We start from the raw sequence: 26,989 nt of genomic DNA, 5'->3' as shown, positions 1-26,989 counted from the left end.
CCCCCCTACTTTTAAAACCGTTTTGACTGGCCATTTTGATTCACTTTTTTCAAAAAAATTTTTGCAGTTGCTGAATAGCCTTTGTTTTCAGCCGATGAACCGTGCTTTGAGATAGGTTCAGTTCCTCCGCTAACTCTCGTTCCGTCTTGTCTTCCAAAACGAGACCCACCATGACTCTTTTCTGTTTTTCGGGCAACGTGTCTAGAACCAACCTCATTTCCACTTCTTGAAAATCTCTTTCCGCATCCGTGGAAGGCAAAGTCTCTATGGGCTCCTCACCTTGCTCATTCGCTTGATTTAAGGTCAATTGTTCATGATTTCGATACCGACTCTCCCTGCGCCAATAGTCCACCGACTTTGCTTTGGCCACAGCGATCACAAAACGTTTGATATCCTCTAGCGTTTCAAGGGTGTGCATACAGAGGCTTCTTTCTCTTCCATCTCTCGAAGCGCTTTCCAAACGGCCAATCGCAAACTCTGAAGACCATCTTCGTCGTGCAGTATCGGTGATGATTGCATCAGAATCTGATCCACGATGGGCCAGTACACTTGGAGATTCATAAGGAACCTTTTTTCTCTAACAGCAAGGCGGGTATAAAAAGGACGACGAATCACGAAGAAATGTGACAAACTTTACGAACGTATGTTCGTATCTATCCTACAACATTTTCCACGTACCGTCATCTCCTCCAAGAAGTCGGTTTGGCCTATGGTTGGAGAGAAACGGTATATCCTTGATGGAGTTGTCCAGAAAAAGCGGTGTTTCACATGCCACATTAAGTTTCTTGGCCAGCGGGAGTAGTCAAAGACCTTCTCGTTTAACCGAGCGGAAATTACGGCCGGTGTTGAGGGAGTATGGAGTGGATACGACAGATTTTTGGGATCTTGGCCTGTAGTGAGGAAAGAGCGTTTCTCAGACACCGATGTCGCTCATGCAAAAAACAGGTTTCCACGTCAGTCACAGGAGGCTCAAGATTCATGAAGTTGACGTGGAGGCGTCCGTTCTTCGCCATAGGTGTCTGAATCACGCTCTTTTCTCATGAATATGGCACTTCTGGCAAAATCAGCACGGTTTTAGCGGATACTGGCTCGAAATCGGCAATGTGGGAATCCGCTGCAACCCCAAAAGCTCCCATATCGACCTTGCCGTTGGACGAGTTTCCCTCCACACTTTGGGCAGACGCCTGTGTGGATGGCCTGCTTCATCGCCTTCGTATCCTTCTGAATTCGACGAACATGCTCTTTGTACGCCGTTTTGTCTACGACACGTATCTCTTTGAGTTTGGCATAGGCTTGTCCAACCTGCGCCTCGGTTAAACGCACCGTTTTTTGAGCCAGTATCCATCTTACCAAGTCTCTCATGTGGAGCACAGGAGACGAAGCACGAATACGAAGGCTTGTGGCGTTGGGAAAGACCACAATGGGCACAAACGCTGTTTCCGGCAATTCTGGCAAGACTTCCTGAAGCGTCCTGACATGCCCAAAATTCTGATGCAGTGGATTTTGAAGGGTGTGCCGTTGATGGCCCATTGATTGTGTCCACTGATTTTGGTGTTCTGTGCCTACAATTTGTCCACCACGGTTTTTTGTTTCGATCACGAATACACCAAATTTGGAAACCACAATATGATCGATTTGTGATGTGCGACCATCTTTCTTGCGAAGCAGCACATTGTCCAAGGTGTGATAGGTTGTAGACGGAAGTTTGACCAGCAATCCATCGACTTTCAATTCGCCCATTTTTCCCTTGAATTTTGCGCCAAACAACCGAAGTCCTACGAATAGAATAAAGATTATTGCCAATAAAATACCCAAATCTCCGCTCATTTGATGCATGACGGTCGATGTGTTCATGTTCATCCCCGCTTCAACCTACATGTTTTTGTTTTTCACTATACACACGAAACATTTCCAGCTTTTTTTCCAACCACACACGCACTTCTGGTTTTTGTAGCGCTTCTCTCCACTTGTCCGCCTGAAAGTTTTTCACCAAAATCTTGACGCGCTTCCGGGCGAATCGTTCCGTGAGCACGTCGGCTGCCATCCCGCGTGTCCATGTCTTGTTGTGTGGAATCCTGTATTTTTCGAGCATATAGCTCTGTTTCTCTGTTATTGGCAACGCGCGCCAATCAGCTTCTTTTTCCATCAGGCGGGTATCCAGCAAATCCAGAAAAGCTTCTGCCACACCTTGCGCATATTCCAACGGCAGCGCTGACGCATGCAAGGGCATGAAACGTTCGCCGTTCAATTCGAGCACAGGCCAGAAGTGCGTGTCTACCTGGAACAAATAGGCCCAACGGTGTTCACCAAAAGAGATGGCAAACACTTCCCGATCTTTTCTTCGAATGTGCTGCCAACGAAAACGACTGCGATTGGCAAAGAGATTTACAGCTTGTACCAGACGCTCTTCCGCTTGAGTTTTTGCCTGCTGGGTTTCGATTTCCTCTTGAATCCACTGGGCAACACTCTGATCTTCTCTAGGCTCACTCTCCAGAGCGTGTACAGATTTCGTTTGTTTCTTTTGGCTTTTCACGAGTTTCGTGAACGTTTGCAAGGACTTATCATCGCTTGCACCCACCAAATCCAGAATCAGCGCATCTCGTTTATTCGGATGTAACCGCAACGCTCTTCCAATCATCTGTGTATAGAGCGCCTGGGAGCGAGTGGGCCTGGCAATGACCACACAGTCCACATCCGGCTGGTCAAATCCTTCGGTCAGGATCTGACAGTTCACCACCACACGCAATCGATTCGCCGCGAAATCTTGGAGAACACGCGCACGCTCTTCCACCGACATCTGTCCATCTACTGCGGCAGCGGCTACTCCTCGATCCTGAAATCGTTTGGCTAACGCTTTCGCGTGGGCGATGTCGACAGCAAATACGATAGATTTACGCAGATCTGCAAACTCTACCACCGCATCTACAACTGCATCCAGCGCGCCGGATTGATTCATGACTTTCGCTAAATCCTTGGCATTGTAGTCACCAGCAGTGGTCCGAATATGTCCTAAATGCAGGTCGGGAATGACCACCTTTTGTCCACGCACATCCGACAAGTATCCGTCCACGATCATATCTAAAATTGTGCGCTCATACGTGAGATGCTCAAAAATGTCGCCCAGTTCATGCTTGTCTGCACGCTTTGGTGTAGCTGTCACACCGAGAAGTTTTGGGCCGTTCGGCTCAAACACACCCAAACGTTTCAGAACCTGCACAGCGCCGTCCGCTCGGCTGTGATGGCACTCATCATAGATGACAAGCGACGGCTCCCGAACCGCCCGCCCCATCACAAGGGTTTGCGTGGACGCAACCAGCACCTGGGCCAACTGCTCATTTTGTTGACCTTGGATGCGACCGACCACTACTTCTGGCCAAACCATACGGATTTTTTCTTCCGCCTGATCCAATAGTTCGGTTCGGTGAGCCAGTACCAGTACCGGCTTGTCCGTCCTCGTTTGTTCGCTATAGCGTCTCGCGATCTCTCCAAAAACAATCGTTTTTCCTGCGCCTGTTGGCAAGACCATTAATTGCCGTGAATGTTCAGGCAAGTCTCGAAAAAACGCTTCTACTGCTTCCACTTGATACGGACGAAGCCGGATACCATTCACCTTCCCACCTCCGAATCTTTTGAAAAAATCTAGTTTCATTTTACCGGATTTTGCTAATGAAATCCTTCGTCTGCATGATCATCTTTAAACGGATCGGGCGCATTCAACCAGGCCTTTTCCAAGGTTCTCATGATGTCATCTTCCATTTCTCTCATTTCGTCCTCATCCTGTTCTTCGCCTAAAACGCGCCGCATGCTGATCCGGGTCATATAGGCATCCACTTGCTCTTCCAAACGCTCCAGGTAGTATAGCCGCATCACCATGCGTGTCGGTTTGTGGTTGAGAATCGTTTGCAAGTCTTCATACAGCGCTTTCCAGCCTTTCACCTCCAGTAACCGTTCCATCATCATTTCATGCTCTGTTTTCGTTCGTTCCGCTTCTTGAGAGGCTTCATACTGGATTTTAGCGTCAATCCGCTCGATGAAACTTCTCATCTCGTGCATTTGATACCAATTGTTTAGGTATTCTTCTCGGGGGACGACCACTTTGTCTTTCGTGAGATGTTTCGCTACCTTTTTCTTGTCAAACGGTTTGTCCAATTCTTTGCCAACATCCTTTCTCTATCCAATGGCATCGCTATGTGCACTTCCTATCATCGCTGAAACCAGTGCAGACGTATAGAAGTTTTCTGCCGCCGTCCATTCGTCGTTGCGGTTTTCGATGAAATCGACCATTTTGAGGTACGCCTGCTCCCACTGGGCTAACTCACGCCTGTGCAGATGTTCTAGGGCTTCATGCCACAGATCAACCTGACGCTGGGAGAGAGGTGTGGGGTCGCTCATCAGATGTTGTCTGGCTCGTCCGATATCCAGACGCAACACGGATGGATTCGATACGAACGGTATGGTGGCTTCTGCCAGGGTCGCAGCATGTTCCAGTTCGTGACCAACGTTCAAGGGATGATGGCGCCAAACTTGCAACATGGTGGGGTCCCAAGCTTCTTCAATCATTTCCCAAGCACACCAAGGCAATTTTTTTTTGAAACGATAGAGCTTACGAGTGAGATGCATCCATCCGTTTTCTTCTGAATCTTCCCATAGACTCAGTTGTGTGAGTTCGAGCGTCCATTCGATCCGATTCAGTAGTGATCATTCCTTCCATGCTGTGTTTCTTCAGTTCGTCAAAAAAGTATCGTTCGTGATAAGGCTCTAATTTTCTTTGATAGTACTGCACTCGTTGAAGATGATGTTTGGACTGGTGATTGGGAGGATGGTATACCACGTAGGCTGCCAACATATCCAAGATCCAGAATGCGTCTGTATAGAGAATGGTCCATCGAGGAAATCTTCCGTCGTATCCATGCCGTTCCCAATAAGATTGAAAACTATCTCGAGTTTCGAGAATATCTTCAACCCATTTTTCTAGATGTGGCGACGGATAGCGTGGATCTTTTTTACATAAACCATCTAATGTCCAATTCAAAATATCGATCCAGAATGTCAAATCTTGATCAGGAATCTGTAGTTGGACATATACGGTTGTTCCTGGATAGTCATAAAACCTTTTTAAGATCGCTCTTGCTTTTGCACGCTCAGCTTGTTCTGTTTCTTGGGTAGACATTTCTCTTAGTACAGACACTGACATCACCTCTAGTTTTGCGTAAGGAAATAGATTCCTCTCTATCAATCTAACGCAAAACAAAAGAAAATAAGTGCCAAAAAAGTGCCAATATCAACTTAAAGCACGGATAAATCTCGACGTCACTTTCGCATCCCCACCATAGTGCTTCGCGGACAGCAGAAACAAGTTTTCTTTGGCTCGTGTGATACCCACATAGCAAAGTCTGGTTTCTTCTCTCAGCTCTTCAGGGGTCGTGGAACGACGATGAGGAAATACGCCTTCCACCATTCCCGCCAAAAAGACAGTGTGGTACTCCAACCCTTTGCTTTTGTGCAAAGTCGACAAGCACACCGCATTGCTTTTCTGTTCTCGTCCTTTTTCCACCATCCGATCCACGTAACGCAAATATTCGTGCAGTTGTCCAAATCGACGAGCCGACAAGATGAACGTATCCAGCCACGACTCGCCCTGCATAGATTCCGGGATCAATTCCGGTACATTTTGTACCAACCACTGTAGTGCGCCACCAGGTCCCGACTGTTGCGCCACCTTACCCAACGCGCGCAATACATCCGAAAACGGTTTGCATTTTGGATGATCCATCATGGACGCCCAGCCCCGTTCCGTCACTTCCGTCACCACAGAACGAGGAATTTTTCGGTTCGGTCTATTGATGAGCTTTCCCCACACCTGTGGCTCGGAATAGGGATTTAAGGCTCGTAGATAGTCCAACAGGCCCTTGACAACGTAGGACTCATAGAAGTGTTTGTCTCCGATCACTTGATACGGAATATCCGCTTCCTCCAGGGCTTCTTCAAAGACTTGAGATTGCAAATTCGAACGATACAAAATCGCCATTTCCTGCCACGGTAGTCCCGGATGTTGCTGGTGTATGCGCCTGATTTCAGCCACGATGAACCTGGCTTCTTCGACTTCGTTCTTAACCTCTACAGCTTGTACCACGGCGTCTTCCACGTCTCGCGCCGCAATGACCTGTTTCTCCAACTGGTATCCTCGATTGAGCGCGATAACTCGATGACCGAGCTCGACAATGAGATCGTGTGATCGGTAATTCATGACCAGACGAACAACCTTCGTTTCTGGAAATGTCCGTAAAAAAGTTTGCATGAGTTCTGGACGCGCACCACGAAAGCCGTAGATGGCTTGCCAGTCATCCCCGACGGCAAACAGATTGTGTGTCCGTTCCGACAGTCCGAGCAACAGCTGCCATTGTGCCCAGTTGGTATCCTGAAATTCATCCACCATGACATAGTCCCACCGGTTTTGCCAGAGTTGGCGCATCTCTTCTCTTGATTGCAAAAGCCGCACAGCGTCCTGGAGCATATCTTCCATGCCGTAGCACTTTTTTTCTTGCCTTAACGCTTCATAGGCGTAGTAGACTTTCCCAAGCCAACTATCCGCTTGAGGTACACGCAAATCTGCTTTCGCACGAGCGATTTCGGCTATGGCTTCGGACAGTTTCATCACTGGTCCTACCCCATGCGTATTATACGGACCAGCAGGCTCCAACACGCGTTCTACAAGCCAGGATGTATCGGCTTGGAGCTTCCAATCTGCCGCGTATACCCCACGCACCATTTGATAAGCCACGGCATGGAGTGTGCTGATGGTGACTTCTTCTGCTGCCTCCACACCGATCAGTTTGGCCAAGCGTATTCTCATCTCTTCCGCCGCTTTGCGCGTGAACGTACAGGCCAATATTTTCTTCGGGTGGACTTGCCAGGACTCAATCAAATACTGAATTCGAGCCATGAGCATCGCCGTTTTGCCTGAACCGGCTGCGGCCACAACCAGGCAAGGACCGTCTTTATGTTGGGCAGCTTCTTGCTGCGCTGGATTCAATTCCTGAAACGTTGGCATACATTCAACTCCATCTTTCCAGAAATGAGTACAACCATTGATTTCATCCAATTTCCCCTCTTTCTACCGTACCAAAAACAGCACAAAGAAAAGTGCTCATTTGGCACCAATTTTTTTGGAATCTTCCGTTCACCAAACAAATCAAAATAAAAAAGAAGTGTCTAGCAGATGGGATCAAAAAATGAAGATATTTAGCGGATATGTTGGAGAACCATTTCCTGTATGCAGCGACCCACGGGGTAATAGGACACTTCTATATCGTAGGCAGGGGCGGTATGAAGACCGTAGTGAGTTCTGCTCACCATCAGTCCTTGATGTTCTAAATCCTTGGCCAATTGGTGGATTGCCCAAGGCATGAGTTTGACATTGGGAATCGGCCGAGAGTTGCGCACTCGAATGAGACGTACACGAGCGGGCAACAATTCCGAGCGCAGATAAATACGAGCCACGCCGGTAACTTTGACGTGACAGGTGGCTTGAAAAACGCGTATAACTTGCCCAATTTGGCCGCAATATTCGTCTAGGGCAACAATCCGCACAAATTCGCCTACTTGAAACTCTCTCGCCAAACTTTCTCACTCCACAGGTTCTACACATTCCACACAATTATAGCGGAAATTCCCAACTTTCGGGGAGACTTTGTGACGGCGCATGTCGGATTCTCGAAACGGTTTCAACATCGACTTCAATTTGGCCAAAGGTATCTCTTGTCGGGATAGGTACTCCGGAACATGTCGCTCCTGCAAAATTACTGGCATCCGTGTGTGAATGTCACTGACGACCGCGTTGGCTTTCGTGGTGAGGATACTGCACGTACGGACGGTTTGGCCGTTTTCTGTGCGCCAAACATCATAGATTCCCGCCAAGGCGAACCAAGGTTGATCTTTGAGACTGAAGTAGTAGGGTTGTTTCTGACGATCCCATTCGTAGAATCCGGAGGCTGGGATCATAACCCTTTTGCGTTCGGCCAACTGACGCAGGACGATGTTCGTACGCAAGGTCTCCACACGAGTGTTGATTGGTTTCGGACCTTGTCCACACCAGGCTGCGGGTTGAAGTCCCCAATGTAGCGTCCCAAACCGATTTTTTTCTCCGTCCGATACAATCGCTGGAATCGCTTGACCTGGTGCTAGGTTGTAGTGCGATTGGGGAATTTCGGTGGCTACATCCACGTGGAAAAAACGTCTCACATCTGAAAAGTCGTCAAAGTAGAAAGCAAAACGTCCGCACAAAAGGTATCCTCACCTTCCCATGCCGTTTACATCCAGTTCAACCGCTTGACTAGGATCAGTTTGTTTAACCAGCGTCAATTTTTCATTGGATGCGTAGATTTTCTTCAAGGATTCCGCATCAATTTGAATGTTCAAAGAGTAATTGGGCACAACATATCCTCCTTCATTTTTTCTTCATGCTGTGAGTTCTTGGAAGCCTTTTCAATCTATGAAAGGAGGATAAAATGTATTCACGGGTAATTTTGCAATTTGATTTTTTCCAGAGGATACGATTGGCCAGGAATAATACTTTCCCTGGGCTAGGGAGCCTTCCGCTTTAGATAGAGTCATCCGAAATTTGCGTATAAAACGCCGAAAGCAGTTGTTCGCCTTGCGTACCGTTGCCTGTTGTTTATGGAATATTTTTTGGAATAATTTATATCAAATTTGATAAAGAAATGGTATATGATGGACTAGAAAGAAGAAATCGGGCATTTCAATCCACAAATTGTCTTAGTGTGGGTTTTGCGTCATTTTGTTGGCGGCCCCCATGTAGTTGTATTCATGGATGTCATTTTGTTTCCCGTCGCAACCGTTCCATCACACTTCCCACTTCGCCAATGATCCATACTATAGCAGCTACCAAAATGGCACCCGACAACAGTTCAACCAACTCAACCTTGGTGAAATACCACCATGCACTGCGGATGTGCGAACGGATATGAAAAACCAACCAGGCTATTGCCAACCACGCCAATACACACCATAGCACAACATGCCAGCGTGTCTTGAACACGTGGGTCACCTCCGATCCAACTCAACCAGCCAACCATACTTCTTTGCACACGAATCACACATGTCCGCATATATTTCCTTGCCTGTGAGTTTCTTTTCACAAAACGTGCAATATGTTGGATTCAACGGTTTGTTCATGTCCTACCCCTCCACCCAATAGCTATTCTTTCATCAGGATAGACAAACAACCTTGAATTTTTGTCATCTTTTTCATCATGCCATAGATTTCAGCCTGGATTTGGCTGATTCAGTTGCTTTTTCGCTTCAACTCTTGCAACGAGTGCAAAAAACGAACTTGTCCATCCTTTTCCTCAGCATCCCACTCAACGTAGTGAATCAGTCCTTCCCGTTGCAACGCCCGATAAAATTCGCGCTTGGCCTCTTTGTGGGCGTTGTACTTTTCGTCGCCCACACGTCCGTAGATTTCCACCACTACATCACGATCCAAACCATGCAACACAAAGTCCGGTCTCAATCCGCCGAGATCGTCACGTTTATGATACGGTTTTTCAATAGTCCAGCTCATTTTTTTTAGAAAAGCATAGGCCTGCTCTTCTATCTTTGACTCTACCCACATGGCGTCTGGTTGAGCCAAAAGCGCACCAAACGGTGCATGTGTAAGACGCCAATGATCACCTTTACGTATTACGCGAACGGCCGTTAAGGTTTTTCCTACAGAGTACCCAACAAACGATTTTGCGAATTGTTCCGGAATGTCTATTCGCCAACTAGCCGATTTCAGACCGCGAAGCTTCACAAATTTACCCGACTCGAAATTTCCATCATAGATACCCAACAAAATTTTCCTTGTTCCTTCTATGTGCCTTTTAACACTGGGATGGGGGATGTGTGCTATCGAGCGCAATTCCTTTCCATTCGCTGTGATTTTCCCTTCTAAAAGAGTCTTCAGCATAACACCTAAAATTAGCGCTGGCGTGATAGGAGTGGAAATATCAGATGCCGGTCGATTTTCCAGTAAGCAATGTCTAGCGATCAGATACCACTCACGAATGAGCCCACCAAATTCCACCTGTGATCGTACCGTACGGCGTCTTTCTGCCTCTTCTTTATTACCACGTACTCCGATTCTACTTTCATTCATTTCTACGTTATCCGACACCACATCATCTTCTGTCATTTCTCTTAATCCACCGGCAAAAAGTGAGACATGTACGTCCACTTGCATTTCACCGTTTTCATTCACACTCCATCGCACGGCATCATTTTTCGATAGAATCGGTGGAAGAGAAACCACCGATTCTAACTGTTTTTTGGGACAATCGGATGTATGTTGATAAGGGGAATTCGGATTGTTCGCAAGATAATATCTACGCTTACCTATCGGTCTCTCGACTACGTGCATGCTCACACGCTTGGAAGGGTTGGTCTGACAACAACACTCAACCAGCCAAGGTCGTTCAGGCTCTACAAGCTTCCTCAATACCTGTTGATTCCAAACTTTCTTTCCACGTTCACTAGGGACGATGATATCGCTATAGTTCCCATATTGAATACGGTTCCCACTGTAGTGGTAGATGAGTTCAGGCATTTTCCTCACCTGCCCCAAGAAGTCCCCTCAATTTTGAAGCTAGCCGCTCAAACTCCGTTATAACATCCATGAGTATGTTCCTATCTTGCTCTTCTAAATGATCGGCAAGAAGAATGCGGAGTGGGATAACTTCTTCCTCGCACCTTCGCATATCTGACAATAGTTTTTGGGCAGACGTTTCCATTTGTCGCCTTGTGAACGCAATTCTGGTTCGCTCATCATCCATAAGCACTACTTTTGCCGCTAAACTTCTTGTAGCTTCTTCTGTTCGTTTCCAATTTTTAGCCTGTTCCTCACTGTGTTCTCGATCTAACTGATAAGATTTCTGTAGATATTTGTTTCGTTCTTCCTGACCGATATATCCGTACGCTGACGCTCCTGCACTCATGTCTGGATCAGGTAGCATGGACATAGCCCATGCTTTCTTTTCGTCATATTCTCCTCCCTCTTCTATTTCAATGACTTTTATCGAGTTCGCCACATTCATTGCACTCTCGCTGTATCCTTCTTCTGACGTTTCTTGATGGCTAAAGATTTCCGCCAAGTTCTTCGCTTCACTTTCACTTAAACGATATTCCGCTTTTTCTCTTTCTTCTTTAGGAATGCTTGCGTATATTTTCATTTGTTGACTTTCGGATAGCTTTGATAGTATAGAGCCTGCTTTGATACCAATTTTCCCGCTTGAAACCATACTTTGTAAATCTGGAATTAGATTTAGTAATTCTAGATATCTGAAAAAATTCGATCTTGACATATCAAAATATTCCGCTATTTCCTTGATGCTTCGTTGTTTTGTTTTTTCAGAAAGAGTCCACCCGGTGGACTCTTTCTCTTTCTGGATGATCGATTCTCCTCCATTATTTTCTTTTCTTTTCCAATCGCCAACCATTTCATAACCCATTAATTGCACAATGGTACGAAACGTCTCCGCCATCTTGATAGGATCTTTCTCATCACCCGCACGAAGATGATTATCGATCACCATCGTAAACTCCGCCGTCTCATCATCGACGTCCATGTACTGTACTGGTACCATCTGCATGTCAAGCTCTATCGCGATGCGTTGACGTGTGTGCCCGGCCAGGATGATGTTCGTCCCTGCCTGCACCTTGAGCGGCACTTCGATTCCGTTCGCTGCTATGCTATCTCTCAATAGCTGATACTTCCCATCCGTTTTCTTCAATATCGTTCCCACACGTGCTCGTTCAGGATGTGGTGTGAGTTGATGCGGATTGACCCATGCAATGTTTGATGACATACCTATTCCTCCTTGCTTCCATTTTGAGGACTTGTACCCTAAACGCAGCGTCAAGTTTTCCTCAACTTTGAGCGGCGCTCACCTCTTTTTCCCCCTGTATGGATTGTCTCACGTCTCGTCTCCGAAAAAGCGCCAAAAAAATGCCAGGATTTTAGATAACAAAAAAGCATGGCTCTCACCACGCTCCTGCTCACCATCTTTTTAACTTTGTTTAGATTCCTATTTCTTTTAAAAATTCGCTTGGAGTACAAATAGAATATTGTCTCCTTGTATCTTGAAAATGTTCGTCACCCGATACAAGCCAATTCGCTTGACCAGAAATATATGTTGCTAAAATCGGATAATCCTTTTCATCACGCAACAATTCTCGTGGAATGCTGATTAACGTTTCTTCAATTGACACGAGTTCTGAATAAAACCTCAACAACGATACATATTGTTTAACTCTTTCAGACTCCCAATGTAACCGTCGCTGTATTTTCGGATAATTCAACACTCGTTCAATTTCATTCAACAACGCTTCTGACATTACGAGCGTGTATTGTGAATTTTTCCACGCTTGTACAATTCGTCCCGGAACACTTTTGGGCATTAAAAGTCCAGAAATAAAAACATTGGTATCCAGTACGACTTTCATTGATTTTTCAGTGCCTCAATTGCTTCCTGAATTTCTGCCTCAGCAACAATGGGATCGACACCTTCATACGCTTTTGCCAGTTCGTTGGTCATTCGATGAAACTCTGTCTCCATAAGACGAATTTTCTCAAATAGCTCAACATCGATAAGGGCTCCCATTGGTTTCCCTGCTTTGGTAATGAGTACAGTATTATGTCGATAATGTACATCATTTAACAAGTCCCCAAAGTGTTTACGAACGTCCATAGCAGATACCTTTTGAATCAAGTTCATCACCTCTATTGATATAATTATATCAATTTACCGATTACTCTTACCACTCCTCATTTAACTATATTTTTTCGCCTCGACCTTTCCCAACGTTCTCGGCGTATCATCGCTTGCTTCAACTGCTCTTCTTCTCGCATCGCACTCACCACCGCTGTCACCAAACGCAACAACATCAGCCGATTCATGTATTCGAGTTTGTCACCTTCGCGCACTTCTTGCAGACTCTGTTTGCGTTGTTTCGTCCTTTTCGCACATGCTTGACATATCTGTGTGAGCTGATTTTTTCGCCGCGAAAAATACTGCTCTGTCCAAGGCATTTCTCTTCCGCATTTCTTGCACGTTCGCTTCATGTTCACCTCTACCATCGTCCTGATCGCTCTCTTAACCGTTGCAACTCCGCAATCCGTCCCTTGTTCTCCATATACTCTCGCAGTCTATCATAGGGAAAATGCTCACTATCCACCGTTTCCGACATCAATTCCAACCGCAAGCGTTCTTGACAATGTTGCAAGTATTCCAGTCGATGCTCCACGTACCACTCCAACGATGCGTCATCCACGCTATTCCCGCCTCTCGTCATCAGACTCCTCTCGCTCCCGTTTCAAGTGAACGCGACGTCCCGTCCCCCCATCCACCACTTTAGCTTTGTATCCGGCCAAGTAAATCCGCGTCACAGCGTCCCGGCCATGGCCTAACTCCTCTGCCACCGCCAACCGCGCCCACTTCTCGTTCCCATCCAGGCGGCGCAAATGATACGCATACCGTTCTTGCGCGTATGTGTGACGCAATCCGTGATACGTAAGTTTTGTCTCTCCTTCTGTAAACTCCGATCGTCGGTTGTAAATCCAATTCTCCACCCGCTTTTGTACCTGGTGCGCTTTTTCATTCGAACGCACAAAAAGGCGTTCCTGTTGCGCCCATCCCAGCGCTGCCTTCAATGCCGTTCGCGCCTTCCCTGTTAACGGAACCTCCCGAACCAGACCGCCTTTCCCTTTGATCGTCAGATACCCCTCTGCCAAAGCCTGCTGAACTTGTCCTTGCCGCAAACGGATGGTTTCGTGTATCCGCAATCCCAACACCCGCGCCAGCTTGATGATCAATACCAAGTCCTCTTTCCCTTCTAACCGCGCCCACTTCAACGCGTTCTCTACCTCGCTGTCGCTCCACGCCCTTGGCACTTCACCAAATCGACGACGCTCTAATTTCTTCCCTAGTAATGCGCCAATTTCTTCGTTAGTCACTACCTCTACACCTAGCTCGTGACAGAAGTATCGTATTCCTGACAACTCTGTCTTCACATACCCGGCTGACTTCCCTGTCTCCTGCAATCGCTTCGCATACGCCACGATATGCTTCTCTTTCACATTCGCCAACTTCTGTAACTTGTACTCTTCTGCAACAAACCGGCAAAAACGATCCACCGCATGCATGTATCGATACCTTGTCTGCACACTCCCCTGTTTCGCATGCCTGCGCAACTTCTCTACTTGTGCCATCAAGTTACTATATGTACCTACCGTCACTTACCTGCCTCCTTGTGCGCCCTCATTTGAACGTCTCGCCCCAGCTCACGCTAGGGTCTGCGACGCTCAAACGAGGGCTTTTGGGCATAGCTTTCCTAAGGCTGCACAGAGCATTTCTACTCTATTACTTTTTCTAAATATAAATTTTTAAATGACAGTCTTTATATTATTTGATTTTTTTATCATCATACAAAACTGTCACCTTCTAATTGAAGGGTAAAAAAAATGGTGTTTAGCACCGATGCTGCATCACCCCGATGGGCCTCATGGAACGATGAGTGCAGCTTGCGAGCGATCCATAGATCAGCCACACACTTTGACCACTTCCGGTCAAACTCGCAATTCTAGTCCATTGATTCGGTAGACCATGCCCGATGGGATCGATGTCACGTTCGCGCCTAGCGCTTCGTTGCTCCTGTTCCAAAGAGTATCCCCGTGACCATTCTGGCAGTTCCTGTGATCCCAACTTCATCCGGCCAGTACAGATGAGACAGTTTCCCTGGTTTTTGCGGCTACTCCACGCACGACTTCTTGGCCTCCACTACTCCACCGCTAACTTCTTCGCTCCCGCTACTCCATTAGGGCTTCTTTGTTTTGGCTACTCCATCGAGGCTTCTTTACCGCCCGATGCTGCGCAACCAGGAACGTAGCACCGACCTCCCTGATGGTTGCCAGGTCAGTACTCTAGTGCTTCTTTGCCTCCGCTACTCCGCCTGACTTCTTCGCCTCCACTACTCCACCTATCCTTCACTTCTTCGCTCTCGCTACTCCATGATGGCAGGCTTCTTGGCTTCGGCTACTCCGACCAGGTTTCTTGGTTTTGGCTACTCCACACTTCCTGACCTGTATGAGACGTAGGAAGGAAAAATCTCATACTTAGGCAGGATTGCTTACAATGTATCATTACGTTTCTGTCAATTCAACCGATAGGCTATGCAGGAACTGTTATCTTACAATACAAACACAATTTTTTATACCTAAATGTCATATAGTATGTTTTAACGCACATATTTTGCGTGTTTCTGTTTTTACGAATCATAAAACATACTATAGTAACTCTAAACATGTTTATAATATGTTTAAAGTATCATTTTATTCTCCCATTGATAGTTTGTATGCTTTATTGTAATTTAAAGATACCTACAGTATTACTGAATATGTTTGAAGGAGTTGGCAGTGGTGATTATTGGACTCGATGTTGGCAATGGAAGTATAGGAATGGGAATTCACGATAATGGCAGCGTGCTTTATAATCTGATGCCTTCCGTTTATGGACGATTCGATAGTACACATGAAGTGCTGTCTGTATCCGGTAAATCTAAACAGCTACCAGATGTATTTACTTTGGGGTCGGAATCCTTTGTGCTTGGATATGAAAACATCCGCACCGTCCATAGTACTCCTATTGGGGCGTACGATCGTGAAAATCGATTTGAAAGTACTCAATTTGAAACACTCAGTAAATTGTCTTTGCTTGATGCTGCCACTCGTAACGGGAAGACAGGCGTACTAGAAGTTGATTTGGTTTTTGGCACACCCGCCGAAGACTATACCGCAAGAACAAAAGAAATTGTCCATCAGTGGTTCTCCACACCCGTAACTGGCGCAAAAAACGGTCAACAAGTTGTGATTATGGTTAAGCGAATTGAAATCACTCCACAGCCGTTTGCTGTATTCATTGACGCTTATGTAACAGAAGATGGCTTCGTCGATAAAGAGGAAATGGAAACGGAAGATATTCTTGTCATCGACAGTGGCTCGGGAACGCTCGATTTAAGTGAAATCCATCGTTTAGAACTTTCCAAGCAGAGTTCGATTCCAGCAGGCCTTAACGATGTGTATCAACATATTTTAGAATTAATACAGCAACGGGAACCCAAAGTTTATGCAACGACCTATGATTTAGAACATCAATTACGTGCTCAAGATGGCTCATCTCAGTTCCAATTTGAATATGGACGTGTAAAAATGGACATTACAAAATTTCGAGATCAGTCTATGCGACAAGTTTGGGATCGCATACAACAAGGAATACAACAACGCTATCCCGACAGGTCAATTTTCAAAAGAGTACTCTTAGCTGGCGGTTCGGGAGACGCATTTCGAAATTACTTTTTGAAATGGATGCCTACCATTGAGATTATGCCTGAACCTCAACTGTCTGTCGCACGTGGATTGATGAAATACGGCATATTGAAGTTTGGTGATACTCATGACAACTAAACGTTTCGTGTTTTCCTACGATGACGAATATGATGCAGATATATCAGCTATGCTAGAAAGCACTCCAAAACGACGTCAGTCCGAACGAGTCCGACAACTATTACGGACAGGCATGGAAGCTGAACAAAAAAACAGTTCTCTTTCACATCCGGTGAGTTCTTCACCATCCAATACTCAGCGTCCGGAGAAGAAACGCCCTTCAATCCCTCCGATACAACCACTGTAACTAACAAGGAGCCGCTTGGCTCCTCCTTTCACTCTTTGCCACGTTCCATCTCATCGAAAAAATCGATCAGTCAGCGCATGACCATACGATAAGCTTCTTCTTTGTCTCTTGGTCCAACGGAAATAACCATCCTTGATTCTACACAGGATTCAAGGGATTTTTATAGAATCATCAGCGAGGAGGTGGTGTAATACGTGACACATAACGATTCTTATAACCAATTTTCTTCTAGTGATATCGCAGAAATGATGGGTTTGGAAAGCGTTACGGTAAGGAAGTATGCTATTGCTCTTGAAAACGCAGGTTATGTATTTGTTCGTTCAAAAAACAATCCAACAGGGCATAGAAAATATTCCGAACAAGACGCTATGATATTCCAGCAATTAAAAACGCTTCGAGATAACAGCGGTTTATCCGTTGAAAAAGCAGCTGAAGTTGTAGTTGCCAAGCATTTCAATAGATTAAAAACGTCCGAAAGCATAGCACTTTCAAATAGCGAAGAAAAAACACTCGAATTTTATCGTTTTGAAGAACGTTATTCCGACTTATTAGAGAAAATAAATACTCTACCTACAATTCTAGATGAAATATCAACTATACGTAGAGAAAACGAGGAAATCAAGCAACTACTTACAGATAGAGATAAAATTTTGATGCAAACGCTTCGTCAAATGCAAGAAAACGCTACGGAAGCAGAGCGGAATGAACACAAAAAAGGTTTTTTAGGGTTCTTCCGCTCCAGGAAAAACTAAATTCCATGATATTTTGATTCAATTAAAAAACGCTATCCATGTTTTGTTTGCTTGGTAATTCAATATACCAGGCAACTCCAGCCACATATCTTTCGTCTTATGGTACGCAACAGGTGTAGCCAAGAACTGAGGATCATAGAAAGTCTTTTGAGAGGGCAGAGGATCGCCAGAAAATCCTTCGGTTTTCCAAGCTTTCTCTGCAATGACCTGGTCACATCCTACCCAAACTACGGCCGGTTCCGGCTTCAGTTTTGGCCAAACCGCCTCGTACTGTTGGATGGCAAAGCCTTCAAACGGTGACAGATACACGACATTCTCAGCATCCACCTTCGTGGGTAGATCTTTGACGTACATCTCTCGTTCTTTCACAGGAATGAGCTTATCGCTCACATTTTGCGGTGTTTGCTTGATGATCACATTGGAAACAGGCGTTGCCTTGCTTCCACAGCCAGTGATCATTCCAAGACCGATGATGAATGTACTGAAACCTATGAACCATTTGGACTTCATCTTCCGACACTCCTCTATTGGACTTTAGTTCTACGCTACCACAGGCGTGAACTTCACTTTGACTCAATCCGCAGTTTTTTGATGGCCGCCATTTGCAGGCGGCCCGTTGGTTAATACGTTTCATGGAGTTGGAAATAGGAACCCAGATTCCCACCTAGCCAAGGATGGAGAATCGTAAAACTGGCTGACGCTGTAGCAATTTGATTGTCCGAACTTTTAGCCCAGAACTGCACGGTATATGTCCCATTCGCAAGGAACTGGAACCAATCCGTCCAATCGCTTGAAGTGTGACCTTCCAGATAGCCTGTAGCCGCGTCATACGTCAGCGGAATTTCAAATGGCATGGTAAAGTCGATGGGCATGCCCCCTGGAACATCTGACCTAAAGGTCAATCCTTGCACAGTGACGTGGGCGGAAACGATATCTGGTCGACTTGGTTTAGCTTTGAACATCAGCATCTCTCCCGCCCAAAAATCACTTTCGGGCCGAATCATGCTTGGGTTGTTGATCTGCATGTACGAGTTATAGTCATCCAGGTTTTTCTGCCAACCTGGTGTGTGATAAACCTCTGCATCCGATAGCGTCAACGGCACCTGCGACCATGTGACTTGCACTTGATTACTCGCCGCATCCTGCCGGCCGTTTTGCGTATTGATCAAGTACGCTTCAAAGGTATCGGTTTGTGCAGAGTTTTCCGTCCACTGCCCCGTCCAAGACGTTGCACCAAGTGTACTTGTGCCAACGGTTTGACCTGTCGTTGTATCCACTACTTTGATTACATCCTGACTACCTGCACCGTTTGGCGCGGTTACAGAAAGAGTGGTTGGGTCTCCTGCACTTAGTGCAGTAGGCGAAGCCGATAAATCCAATACATACTGATACCACGTGATACTTTGTACTGTAGATGTCGCTGCCACGTTTTGTGCTGTTGTCGTGACGCTATAGGACTGTTGTTGATAGATAGGTTGACTCTGATTTTCTTGCAAAACGTACTCCGTCCAATTGTATGTTCCAACAGCGCCACTAAACCAACCTTGAGGTAGTTGTGTAATATATCCCGTTGTCATCCATGCAGACGGTGTATTGGGAACCAGAATTTGTCCATTCATCGTACTAATTTGTAAATCTGCTCTGGCGGGATTGTTAACAGCACTATAAAATCCATTGGTATTCATCGCCTCAATAATGACTTGATGTTCTCCCGCTGATAAATTGACATTTACTGAAGAAGTATTGGGAGCATTCAAATATCCAGCTGAATACCCATTTTGTAATACAGGTTGTCCATCCATATAAACTGCTTCAAAGTCGTCTGCTGTTGTTGGCACAGATACTTGTACTTCTTGGCTTGATGTCAAGTGGAAAGTGGACTCAAAAAATTCTGTTCCATTCGGAACATCCTCCTGGTTACTGGACCAAAAACCATAACCCTCACCGTTCGCCACCGCTTGATAAGGAAACAACGATTGAGGAATATAACTTGGCATCGACTGAAACGACCAATATGGAAAGTATTGATTGCCTGTACCCAGTTGAATTTGTACACCACTCCACTCAGCAGTCCAGTTGATCGCGCCATTATACCCACTGTTATAAACCCATCCAAACGCAAGGCTTGTTGTACCAGAAGGCGGCGTCCAATGCACACTTTGATCTCCGGGTGAATTAAACGTTGCCTGGATATTGTCGATTCCAATCTGTTGACCACTACTATTGAACGCTTTGATAAAAGGATTCGAATAATATGTGCCTCCGTTATACCCAAACATGTTGGTTTCCAAAGAGGCTGAAACCGACGATATGGTTTGTCCGGAAGGAGCAAAATACATATGTTCGGCATACTCACCTGTCTGTAAATTGACCTCTTGGTTCAACGGCGTATCTTCTGAAAACCCTGGATTAGGCGTTTCTTGCGGTATATTGCTTAGGATTTGATGACTATTACTGATAAAAGTCATAGGCGCTGTAGAAACAAGAGCCGTAATCGAACTCGAACCATTGACATCAGTTGGCGCCGGATAAGAAACTGAACCCGACCAAGGATTGTACTCATAAACACCATTTCCAGCTGTCCCTACCCAAACGGTACCTTTTGGCCCAATCGTCATGGAAATAGCGTCCGCACCTTGCGACGTTACCGCACTTGCACCACTTTGATTTTCATTCCAGGCATACAACTGATAGTTGTTATACGCTCCGTTATAAATAGTTCCACCTATCCCAGTAATGGCCTGAATTCCCCAATCTGCACCGGCATTTGAAACTGTTGTCCAATTCGATCCAAGCGCTGAAATATACCCAATGCCACCATACGTGTAACTTCCTGCATATATACGATTCATAGTCGGATCATAGTAGATTGGCCCATCTCCATGTTCATTTCCAGCACTTATCCAATTAGAGCCATTCCAATAGGCTACTTCTCCATTAGAGTCACTGGCGTACATTACATTATTTTCAAAATCATAGGCCAAACTGACGACTTGATTGGTTGCTTCCAAACCAATTGGACCGCCACCAGGTAGTGTTGGAATATTCGACCACGTTGTCCCATTCCAAACACCCACACCTTCATAGGTAGACGCCCACATTTCCCCTGTAGATGTGTCGTAAGCCAAAGCCTGAACAGGAACACCCGTCCCCCAGGGACTACCAACATCTACCCATTGATATCCATTCCAATAAGCGGCACCGTTTGAAGTTCCTGCCCATACCTGATTCGTCACAGGATCATCAGCGAGTGCCAAAATTTGACCCTGACCATTCGGATCTCCTACATCTACCCAAGTCGAACCATTCCAATAGGCGACGCCATGGTTGGAGGTACCCGCCCAAACGTCTCCTTGATCACCTAAATTGATCGTTTCACCACTAGCAGGTACGTTCATATTCGGGACGGTAGGATTACTCGGTTGAACCACTTGTGCCACATATTGATTTGTCAGTGGCGTGGTATACATCTGTGTTGTGACCAGTTCCGTTTGACCGGGTTGACCTGTTGCGATGACCTGGCCTGTCGTTTGATTCTCTATATCGAGAACATACCCACTTGGCAAGTCCTGTGCCGTTGCTGTCAATGTGCTGGTTTGACCCGTAGGCAAATAGGATGGATTCACCGTCAGCGTGACACCGTACCAATCCACAGCCACCATATTTGAAGAAGCATAAGCTCCACCATCCGAAGTATCCGAACTGATGTAGGCTATGAACTGATCCGTTTGCGGTGTCGGTTCCGTCACCGTCGTCGTATAGGGTGTTGAGTTGCTATATCCCACCACCTGACCCGTACTGGCGTTATAGAGCACCAGAAAATCACCGTTTGGAACATTCTCTCCCGTCACGGTTAATGTCGTGGTCTGACCTGACGGCAATTGTTGAGGGCTAGCCGATAAACTCAGTGCGCTCCACACCACTGTCTGCGTGTTGGAAGGGCTGCCTACATTTTCATAGCTGTCGGATATCTGCGCTACAAACTGTTCGGTTTCCGGTACACCACTACTGTATGGAGCCGTCAATGTGGATGACGTACCACTCGCTACAACTTGTCCAGTTGAAGCATCGTAGATGGTTAGTGCATAGCCATTTGGGATCGCTTCGCTCGATGTCGCTGTTAATGTCGTGCTCTGCCCTGTCGCCAGAAACTTCGGTTCTGCTGTAAGCGTGACATTGCCCGTCCAAGCGTTCACCCAGTCTACTTTCACCGTTGCGCTGGTTAAGGCATTGCCAGCATCATCATAGACCGTGGCTGTATACTCAATCGCGATGGTTTGTCCCTCCGGCGGGCTTTCCGTCTCCTGGTAACTCTCTGTTGCATTGGTTTGACCTTTCACGTCCCACATATCCGATCCATTACCATCAGGTACCACGCTGACGGTATCATTCGCCCCCAGGTTTGCCACGGTATACGTGAGGGTACTCGGTTGCCCAGGCTGCATCGAGGTTGGATTCGCCGTCAAAGTGATCGTTGGCATCTGACTCGTCCAGGTGTCGGTCGTGGTCGCTTGAGCAAGTTGTTGTCCAGACTCGCTATAAACCGTTGCCGTATAGTCAACTACAATTTTTTGTCCGTTTTCAGGGTTCTCTACTTCGGTATAGCTGGCAGAAGAAGCCGTATCTCTCGTTTCACTCCACATATCTTGCCCGCCTGTACCTTTGACCACCACATAGTCGCCAGAACCCAAGTTTTGCGTTTGATAACTCACCTGAATCGGTTGACCCGTTGTGGTTTGCGCGGGTGAAGACATGCTGATACTTGGCACAGAACTGGTCCAGGTGACTGTCACTGATGCTGTAGACTCAGCTTGACCTTCAGCATTGTAAACGGTCGCTGTATACGTCACTACTGTCGAATTTCCGTTCTCCGGAAACTCCACTTCATCGTAAGCTCCATAGGCAGAAGTGCTGCCTGTCACATGCCATTCGTCCGTTCCATCCCCTATGGCCGTGACATCTACAGTATCCCCTTGCGCCATATTGCTCACGCTGTACGAGATATAGGAAGTGTTCCCACTGGTGGTACGAAGCGGACTCGCGCCCATCGTAATGCTGGGCAACGCAGCCGCCCGCCAAGTGATCGTGCCGGATTCTGCCGTTGCCAATACCGCTCCCTCGCCGTTTTCTACATAGGCAATATAGGTTACATAGATGGATTGGCCAGGAGCTGGATGCTCTGTTTCGACATACGAGTCACTCGCGTTGGTATCGTAGCTGTTATTCCAGGTATCTGTGCCATCGCCAGCCGATAAGATGACGACATGGTAATACGGTTCCCAGTTCGTCACGTTGTAAGTGATGGTGGCACTCTGTCCACCGTTCAGATACTCACTTTGCGACGGAGACAGACTAATCGACGGCGGTGGGGGCGGTGGGGACGTTGGCACATAACTGCTTGTCCATTGAACTTGTACCGGACTCGACTCCGCTAAAACTTGCCCCGTGTTGAAATTGATCAACTCTGCTACATAGCTCACCGTTTGTGCATTGTTATCTGTGGCTTGCGCGGAACCGGATGTCGTATAGCTATCTGCCTCATTTTGACCACTCAAAGTGTGATCTCCTGACTCATCCATGATGGCCACATAGTCCATGTTGTTGCTCATTTGCGTATCAGACATACCCGTTACATTGTAGGTCAAGGTACTGGACTGCCCTGTCGGCAAGGACGTGGGAGACGCAGACAGTGTGATCCCGATACCGCCCCCTCCTCCTCCACCTGTGGGTGTGCCACCACCACTGTTTGTCACCGTAAAGGTGGTTGTGGCTGGCGCAGCCGCCAAACGGTGCACGGCGTCTTTGGTATAAAAGTAAGCGGTATAGTTGCCAGCGGGCAATGAGTTCGCTTGGAAACTTTCAGTCAGGTTTCCGTATGCCCCGCTCTCCTCTTGCATTTGTGAGGCGTGCTGATATCCACTGCCGACAACCCATGTGGCTTGACCCGTACTGTTGTTGACAATTTCCACAGCGTCGTAGTGATACTGATAGCTACCGTTGTTGACGTTTTGCTGTGACGTCAAACTAATGTAGAGTGGATCGTTGGTATAGATCGTGCCTGGTGCAGCGGAAGGATCGGATACCGTGATGCTTTCCGCCGTGGGAGGTGCGGAAGGGGTAACCGTATACTGACTGGACAAGATCTCGTTCCCCTCGGCATCATACTGCCCAGTCGGCGTGTTGTGGACGGTCATAGACCCGCCCGAAGTCATGACCACTGTGGCGAGATCGACGAGATCGTAATTTTGAAAATTCGAATTATCACGTGCTACAGTTGTTCCGCCATGCGATTGGATATAACTTTGGACATAGTTGATGTTCCCATCCAACCTGGAAACCCAAGAGTTAATGTCATAAGTATTGGAACCCAACCCACCAATCATGGGATAACCGTCGTTAGTAGTCGTGCCTTCAATATTGATATCTGGAATCTGCCAGTTCCCTTGACCATCTCCAGGTACATCCGCATGCGCAATGAAGGCATGTACAGTAGCATATGATAATCCCGGCTCTGTTCCTGGTCTTTCAATCGTCATAGTTGCCCCACCATCAATTTGCGTCTGGTTTTGCTGATTGAGCACCAGATTCCCGTATTGAAAGTTGGATGGATAAAAGGTGTAGGCCAACGCTTTTTCCGTCATAAAGGCGGTTAAGGCCACAACCGCCAGACCTATTGCACCGAGCGTGATCCACCATTTTTTACGTTTCTCCACAGCATACGCTCCTTTGGACTTATTTCTTTGAGCGTAGCATAATTTTCGTTTACTAAAGCGCCAAAAAAGTGCCATAATGTATCAAACGCTATTGCAGGAATATCTCAAAAGTCGTAAGCTAAAGATAATAAAAGCGGAAGGGCGAGGCTGGCTAGAACCAGCCCTTCCGCCGGAGTGCTAGGAACGGGGATTAGGTTGGACGCCATCCCCGTTTTCGCTTGTCTCCTTTTCCTGCATCTTCTTGATCGTCTGCCATTCAATCCATGCTTTGCACGTGTTTAGGATGGCAACTATCAAGTTGCAGAAAGATTCAACAACACGAAATATGTCCATGCACCCCTCACCCCCTTTCTTGCGGGAGTGAAGGCGGAAGTTACGCACCTTCCATGTGTCATTCTATCAAAAAAGCCCTACACGCGTAGGGCGGTTCTGTTAGTTTTAACTTATTTATCAAATAGTCACACCTCTAGGTAAATCTGAGGTCGATTGCGGAGTCATTGCATCTATTACATATATAGGCATTAAAGTAGTTTGGTTAGCTGGTATTCCAAATCCATCTCCAAATGCATTTTCATCCAGCGAATGTAACCCTATCGAAAATCCTATGCCTGGTTGAAAAGGTATGTTAAATGTTTTTCCACCGTAATCGCCAGCACCGTTTGGTCCTCCCTGATAGCCATAACTCCAGTTTCCGTAATACACAGACCAAACCGCATTCGTCGGACTCCCTTCGGTGTTAGGTAACGTCAACAACCAATCGTTCCCCGACTTTTGGAGCGTCACCTGGTCATAAAACTTCGCATCTTCCGTCAATACCGCCTCATAGTCCGCTAAGGTATAAGGCGACTGCGCATTCACTTCGTCTGCATACGACAAATAATAGGAGGCCAACGGGACATGCAGTTCATAGGCTCCATCAGACAACACTTTATATCCATTCAACCACCACTGAAGGTTAGACAATACCGTTTGCACTTGGCTGGGTGTTAAGGTTTGGTTGGCACTCGTAACCCCTGTATTGTCGTAGAGACCATAGATCTGCCCCCACGTAAATGGGTTGGTAGACGCTTCATATTGTAGGCTGAACCAATGAAAAGACGGAGCAGTTTCCCCATAACCTTGAGCCTCATACCCAATCGCATGAGATGCCCAATCAGACAGGTAATTGGCAACATCTCCTGCTGTGACGGGCGCAGTAGCACTTGGCATCACTCCAGCTTCGCTCATTGTTGGATGCGTATACACATCCCACGTTTTAGCGTCAAACATCGCCCACATCTGATCCGCCATCGCTTGCTGTGTCACCACGTTGCTATTGACCGTTGGACTACTTCCTGTCCCTGACGGCGTCGTCATGTTCCACATCGAACCGTTCCATGTGGGTGTAATCCCGACACGTTTCATCACCTGCATGATGTAGTAGATGGGGACATACGTCGTCTCGACGCCACTGTACGGGTCGGGTGCAACCAGGCGTGGTGCATACTCGACAATCGTTCCATTTAGCGCTATCGCCATGCGCCCGCTGTTGAGACTTTGATTCGCTGGTGGATTGGAGACATCAGGCGCAAGACGATACGTATTCGGAACCGTCAACGACCAAATATAGCTGTCGCCGTTCCAACTCGCTTGAAACCCCAACTTTTGCATGGCCTCATCCAGATAATAAACGGGCAACCAACTGGTACTGTCTCCAGCCCACGGGTCATTGGCGATCAAATGTACCGCATTCATCACCGAACTGTTGTTCAATGCGATTTCTGTGTTAGCACGCGCATATGTGTCCGCCATAGCACTGGGTGTTGCCCATAAATATAGAGTAGATAGTGTCGCGAGTGTCGCCGTTATGCCTACGATGCTTTTTTTCACATGGGTCAGTCCTTTCGATGTTCTTGACCAAATTGTACCAAGTTAGGGAAGTCTTCAACGGCTTTTCAAACACATTTTTGAAAAGCGAGCCGCCCCAGTCTTACCAAGGCGGCTGTTTGTGTTGAACTATCTCGTATAAGCCGAATCGTGATTCGGATGGAGAGACAAAAAAATCATCCATTCCTCTCGTCGATATACGATAGCACGATGCTCTTTTGTCACTCGAATGGTAAAGATATCTCGACCACCAGGGCCTTTTTTAGATAGGATTTTTTCCCATCTCAATCCCTGATCAGAGTATATTTGTTGCCAAGTCATTTGGCGGATCTTTTTTAAAGTCCGAAGTACATCCAGTTGTTGTTGTTTCTCAAGTGAAAGCCAGTGTTCCTGGAAAACTTCATTGTTCAAATCCAGTCTAACACTCATCGTCGTTTGGTACCTGCTTTCCCAACTCTTCTAAATCAGTCTCTTTAGGCTCATGATGTTCAGCCCATTCAATAGCTCTTTTTAAATCTTCAGATACATCCGGTTCGAATAACCATTCTTCACTCTTTGGTATAAACGTACCTTCTTTTAACTGTAAAATCCCATCACCCATATCGATGACACTGAATGTTTTACCCGCATATTTTTTCCCAATGGAAATTTGTCCATTTGAATTTACCAAACGCAAACTTTCTTGCTGCATGTCAGGCATCCCCTGTTATTAATTTTGTAATTTATTATATTCATAAATAACACCCTTGTATACTTGCGTATTTCACAAAAAAAAAGACAGAAACATGTTGGGCATCATCGCTTCCGTCTCACCTATCTTTGACTCAACGAATATTCCCTTTCACATCTCACCGTGGTAGCTTTCCACAACAGGTACCGCTTCGGTAATCGCTGGTACACCCGGCGCATGGCTTGG

At 46.5% G+C, this 26,989-nt stretch carries 27 protein-coding genes; 3 read left to right on the top strand and 24 right to left on the bottom strand.

What is annotated here, in order from left to right:
• Positions 1-49: 49 nt before the first annotated feature.
• The 19 genes from BUA75_RS11125 to BUA75_RS11040 form a co-directional block, all read right to left on the bottom strand.
• The gene (locus BUA75_RS11125; protein ID WP_072874682.1) at positions 50-418 is read right to left on the bottom strand and encodes an RNA polymerase sigma factor; all 369 of its coding nucleotides are present in this window, start codon (positions 416-418) and stop codon (positions 50-52) included.
• A complete protein-coding gene (locus tag BUA75_RS15930; RefSeq protein ID WP_165612004.1) occupies positions 397-561 on the bottom strand; it encodes a hypothetical protein in 165 nt (54 codons plus the stop codon). The genes BUA75_RS11125 and BUA75_RS15930 overlap by 22 nt, the downstream gene beginning before the upstream one ends.
• A gap of 513 nt (positions 562-1,074) precedes the next feature.
• Entirely contained in the window at positions 1,075-1,854 is a 780-nt protein-coding gene (locus BUA75_RS11115) for a nuclease-related domain-containing protein (protein WP_165612003.1), read from the bottom strand.
• A gap of 13 nt (positions 1,855-1,867) precedes the next feature.
• On the bottom strand, positions 1,868-3,610 hold the full coding sequence (locus tag BUA75_RS11110; RefSeq protein ID WP_242650313.1) for a DEAD/DEAH box helicase: 1,743 nt from the start codon (positions 3,608-3,610) through the stop codon (positions 1,868-1,870).
• Positions 3,611-3,663: 53 nt separating this feature from the next.
• Positions 3,664-4,149 (bottom strand): hypothetical protein, encoded by a 486-nt coding sequence (locus BUA75_RS11105; protein ID WP_072874679.1) that lies wholly within the window; start codon positions 4,147-4,149, stop codon positions 3,664-3,666.
• 21 nt (positions 4,150-4,170) lie between these two features.
• A complete protein-coding gene (locus BUA75_RS11100) occupies positions 4,171-4,620 on the bottom strand; it encodes a hypothetical protein (protein ID WP_072874678.1) in 450 nt (149 codons plus the stop codon).
• Positions 4,604-5,170 carry a hypothetical protein gene (locus tag BUA75_RS11095; protein WP_207549751.1) on the bottom strand — a complete coding sequence of 189 codons (567 nt, stop codon included), beginning with the start codon at positions 5,168-5,170 and terminating at the stop codon, positions 4,604-4,606. The genes BUA75_RS11100 and BUA75_RS11095 overlap by 17 nt, the downstream gene beginning before the upstream one ends.
• A gap of 111 nt (positions 5,171-5,281) precedes the next feature.
• Positions 5,282-7,051 carry an ATP-dependent helicase gene (locus tag BUA75_RS11090; RefSeq protein WP_129583616.1) on the bottom strand — a complete coding sequence of 590 codons (1,770 nt, stop codon included), beginning with the start codon at positions 7,049-7,051 and terminating at the stop codon, positions 5,282-5,284.
• A gap of 191 nt (positions 7,052-7,242) precedes the next feature.
• On the bottom strand, positions 7,243-7,620 hold the full coding sequence (locus BUA75_RS11085; RefSeq protein WP_072874675.1) for a hypothetical protein: 378 nt from the start codon (positions 7,618-7,620) through the stop codon (positions 7,243-7,245).
• A 6-nt stretch (positions 7,621-7,626) separates the two neighbouring features.
• Positions 7,627-8,283, bottom strand: coding sequence for an SOS response-associated peptidase (locus BUA75_RS11080; protein WP_072874674.1), 657 nt, complete (start codon positions 8,281-8,283; stop codon positions 7,627-7,629).
• A 9-nt stretch (positions 8,284-8,292) separates the two neighbouring features.
• A complete protein-coding gene (locus BUA75_RS15925) occupies positions 8,293-8,433 on the bottom strand; it encodes a hypothetical protein (RefSeq protein WP_165612002.1) in 141 nt (46 codons plus the stop codon).
• Positions 8,434-8,833: 400 nt separating this feature from the next.
• On the bottom strand, positions 8,834-9,058 hold the full coding sequence (locus tag BUA75_RS11075; RefSeq protein WP_072874673.1) for a hypothetical protein: 225 nt from the start codon (positions 9,056-9,058) through the stop codon (positions 8,834-8,836).
• Between the two features lie 246 nt (positions 9,059-9,304).
• Positions 9,305-10,606, bottom strand: a complete 1,302-nt coding sequence (locus BUA75_RS11070) for a hypothetical protein (protein WP_072874672.1) — start codon at positions 10,604-10,606, stop codon at positions 9,305-9,307.
• Complete coding sequence (locus BUA75_RS11065) at positions 10,599-11,864, bottom strand: ParB/RepB/Spo0J family partition protein (RefSeq protein WP_072874671.1); 1,266 nt, start codon at positions 11,862-11,864, stop codon at positions 10,599-10,601. Before BUA75_RS11065 ends, BUA75_RS11070 begins: the two co-directional genes overlap by 8 nt.
• 211 nt (positions 11,865-12,075) lie before the next feature.
• Complete coding sequence (locus BUA75_RS11060) at positions 12,076-12,501, bottom strand: putative toxin-antitoxin system toxin component, PIN family (RefSeq protein WP_072874670.1); 426 nt, start codon at positions 12,499-12,501, stop codon at positions 12,076-12,078.
• On the bottom strand, positions 12,498-12,767 hold the full coding sequence (locus BUA75_RS11055; protein ID WP_072874669.1) for a type II toxin-antitoxin system Phd/YefM family antitoxin: 270 nt from the start codon (positions 12,765-12,767) through the stop codon (positions 12,498-12,500). Before BUA75_RS11055 ends, BUA75_RS11060 begins: the two co-directional genes overlap by 4 nt.
• A gap of 56 nt (positions 12,768-12,823) precedes the next feature.
• Positions 12,824-12,955, bottom strand: coding sequence for a hypothetical protein (locus BUA75_RS16410; protein WP_278247870.1), 132 nt, complete (start codon positions 12,953-12,955; stop codon positions 12,824-12,826).
• A 173-nt stretch (positions 12,956-13,128) separates the two neighbouring features.
• A complete protein-coding gene (locus BUA75_RS11045) occupies positions 13,129-13,329 on the bottom strand; it encodes a hypothetical protein (protein ID WP_072874667.1) in 201 nt (66 codons plus the stop codon).
• Position 13,330: 1 nt separating this feature from the next.
• Positions 13,331-14,293, bottom strand: coding sequence for a tyrosine-type recombinase/integrase (locus BUA75_RS11040; RefSeq protein WP_072874666.1), 963 nt, complete (start codon positions 14,291-14,293; stop codon positions 13,331-13,333).
• A 1,179-nt stretch (positions 14,294-15,472) separates the two neighbouring features.
• Between BUA75_RS11040 and BUA75_RS11035 the strand changes: the two genes are divergently transcribed.
• The 3 genes from BUA75_RS11035 to BUA75_RS11025 all read left to right on the top strand — a co-directional run bounded on the left by BUA75_RS11035 (position 15,473) and on the right by BUA75_RS11025 (position 17,494).
• A complete protein-coding gene (locus tag BUA75_RS11035) occupies positions 15,473-16,516 on the top strand; it encodes a ParM/StbA family protein (protein WP_242650311.1) in 1,044 nt (347 codons plus the stop codon).
• Positions 16,506-16,742 (top strand): hypothetical protein, encoded by a 237-nt coding sequence (locus BUA75_RS16120; RefSeq protein ID WP_129583614.1) that lies wholly within the window; start codon positions 16,506-16,508, stop codon positions 16,740-16,742. The genes BUA75_RS11035 and BUA75_RS16120 overlap by 11 nt, the downstream gene beginning before the upstream one ends.
• Before the next feature lie 194 nt (positions 16,743-16,936).
• Positions 16,937-17,494, top strand: coding sequence for a MerR family transcriptional regulator (locus BUA75_RS11025; protein ID WP_072874663.1), 558 nt, complete (start codon positions 16,937-16,939; stop codon positions 17,492-17,494).
• A gap of 18 nt (positions 17,495-17,512) precedes the next feature.
• Here the strand turns inward: BUA75_RS11025 and BUA75_RS11020 are convergent, their stop codons facing one another.
• The 5 genes from BUA75_RS11020 to BUA75_RS11000 all read right to left on the bottom strand — a co-directional run bounded on the left by BUA75_RS11020 (position 17,513) and on the right by BUA75_RS11000 (position 26,764).
• Entirely contained in the window at positions 17,513-18,004 is a 492-nt protein-coding gene (locus BUA75_RS11020; RefSeq protein WP_072874662.1) for a hypothetical protein, read from the bottom strand.
• Between the two features lie 110 nt (positions 18,005-18,114).
• Positions 18,115-24,207 (bottom strand): ligand-binding sensor domain-containing protein, encoded by a 6,093-nt coding sequence (locus BUA75_RS11015; RefSeq protein WP_072874661.1) that lies wholly within the window; start codon positions 24,205-24,207, stop codon positions 18,115-18,117.
• Between the two features lie 450 nt (positions 24,208-24,657).
• On the bottom strand, positions 24,658-26,076 hold the full coding sequence (locus tag BUA75_RS11010) for a hypothetical protein (protein ID WP_129583613.1): 1,419 nt from the start codon (positions 26,074-26,076) through the stop codon (positions 24,658-24,660).
• Positions 26,077-26,202: 126 nt separating this feature from the next.
• Positions 26,203-26,502 carry a hypothetical protein gene (locus tag BUA75_RS11005; protein WP_072874659.1) on the bottom strand — a complete coding sequence of 100 codons (300 nt, stop codon included), beginning with the start codon at positions 26,500-26,502 and terminating at the stop codon, positions 26,203-26,205.
• Entirely contained in the window at positions 26,492-26,764 is a 273-nt protein-coding gene (locus tag BUA75_RS11000) for a hypothetical protein (protein ID WP_083574297.1), read from the bottom strand. The genes BUA75_RS11005 and BUA75_RS11000 overlap by 11 nt, the downstream gene beginning before the upstream one ends.
• Positions 26,765-26,989 lie beyond the last annotated feature (225 nt).

It is taken from the genome of Alicyclobacillus tolerans, from assembly GCF_900142255.1.
Classification (GTDB): domain Bacteria; phylum Bacillota; class Bacilli; order Alicyclobacillales; family Alicyclobacillaceae; genus Alicyclobacillus_I; species Alicyclobacillus_I tolerans.
Note: the sequence above shows the minus strand (reverse complement) of the source record. Positions and strands in the feature narration are given on the sequence as shown.

Excerpts from the sequence above, each read along its gene's own strand:
- BUA75_RS11125 (WP_072874682.1), bottom strand. The coding sequence starts at position 418 with ATGCACACCCTTGAAACGCTAGAGGATATCAAACGTTTTGTGATCGCT.
- BUA75_RS11070 (WP_072874672.1), bottom strand. The coding sequence starts at position 10,606 with ATGCCTGAACTCATCTACCACTACAGTGGGAACCGTATTCAATATGGG.
- BUA75_RS15930 (WP_165612004.1), bottom strand. The coding sequence starts at position 561 with ATGAATCTCCAAGTGTACTGGCCCATCGTGGATCAGATTCTGATGCAA.
- BUA75_RS16410 (WP_278247870.1), bottom strand. The coding sequence starts at position 12,955 with ATGAATCGGCTGATGTTGTTGCGTTTGGTGACAGCGGTGGTGAGTGCG.
- BUA75_RS11100 (WP_072874678.1), bottom strand. The coding sequence starts at position 4,620 with ATGCATCTCACTCGTAAGCTCTATCGTTTCAAAAAAAAATTGCCTTGG.
- BUA75_RS11095 (WP_207549751.1), bottom strand. The coding sequence starts at position 5,170 with ATGTCTACCCAAGAAACAGAACAAGCTGAGCGTGCAAAAGCAAGAGCG.
- BUA75_RS11000 (WP_083574297.1), bottom strand. The coding sequence starts at position 26,764 with ATGCAGCAAGAAAGTTTGCGTTTGGTAAATTCAAATGGACAAATTTCC.
- BUA75_RS11115 (WP_165612003.1), bottom strand. The coding sequence starts at position 1,854 with ATGAACACATCGACCGTCATGCATCAAATGAGCGGAGATTTGGGTATT.
- BUA75_RS11005 (WP_072874659.1), bottom strand. The coding sequence starts at position 26,502 with ATGAGTGTTAGACTGGATTTGAACAATGAAGTTTTCCAGGAACACTGG.
- BUA75_RS11060 (WP_072874670.1), bottom strand. The coding sequence starts at position 12,501 with ATGAAAGTCGTACTGGATACCAATGTTTTTATTTCTGGACTTTTAATG.
- BUA75_RS11090 (WP_129583616.1), bottom strand. The coding sequence starts at position 7,051 with ATGCCAACGTTTCAGGAATTGAATCCAGCGCAGCAAGAAGCTGCCCAA.
- BUA75_RS11020 (WP_072874662.1), bottom strand. The coding sequence starts at position 18,004 with ATGAAGTCCAAATGGTTCATAGGTTTCAGTACATTCATCATCGGTCTT.
- BUA75_RS16120 (WP_129583614.1), top strand. The coding sequence starts at position 16,506 with ATGACAACTAAACGTTTCGTGTTTTCCTACGATGACGAATATGATGCA.
- BUA75_RS11065 (WP_072874671.1), bottom strand. The coding sequence starts at position 11,864 with ATGTCATCAAACATTGCATGGGTCAATCCGCATCAACTCACACCACAT.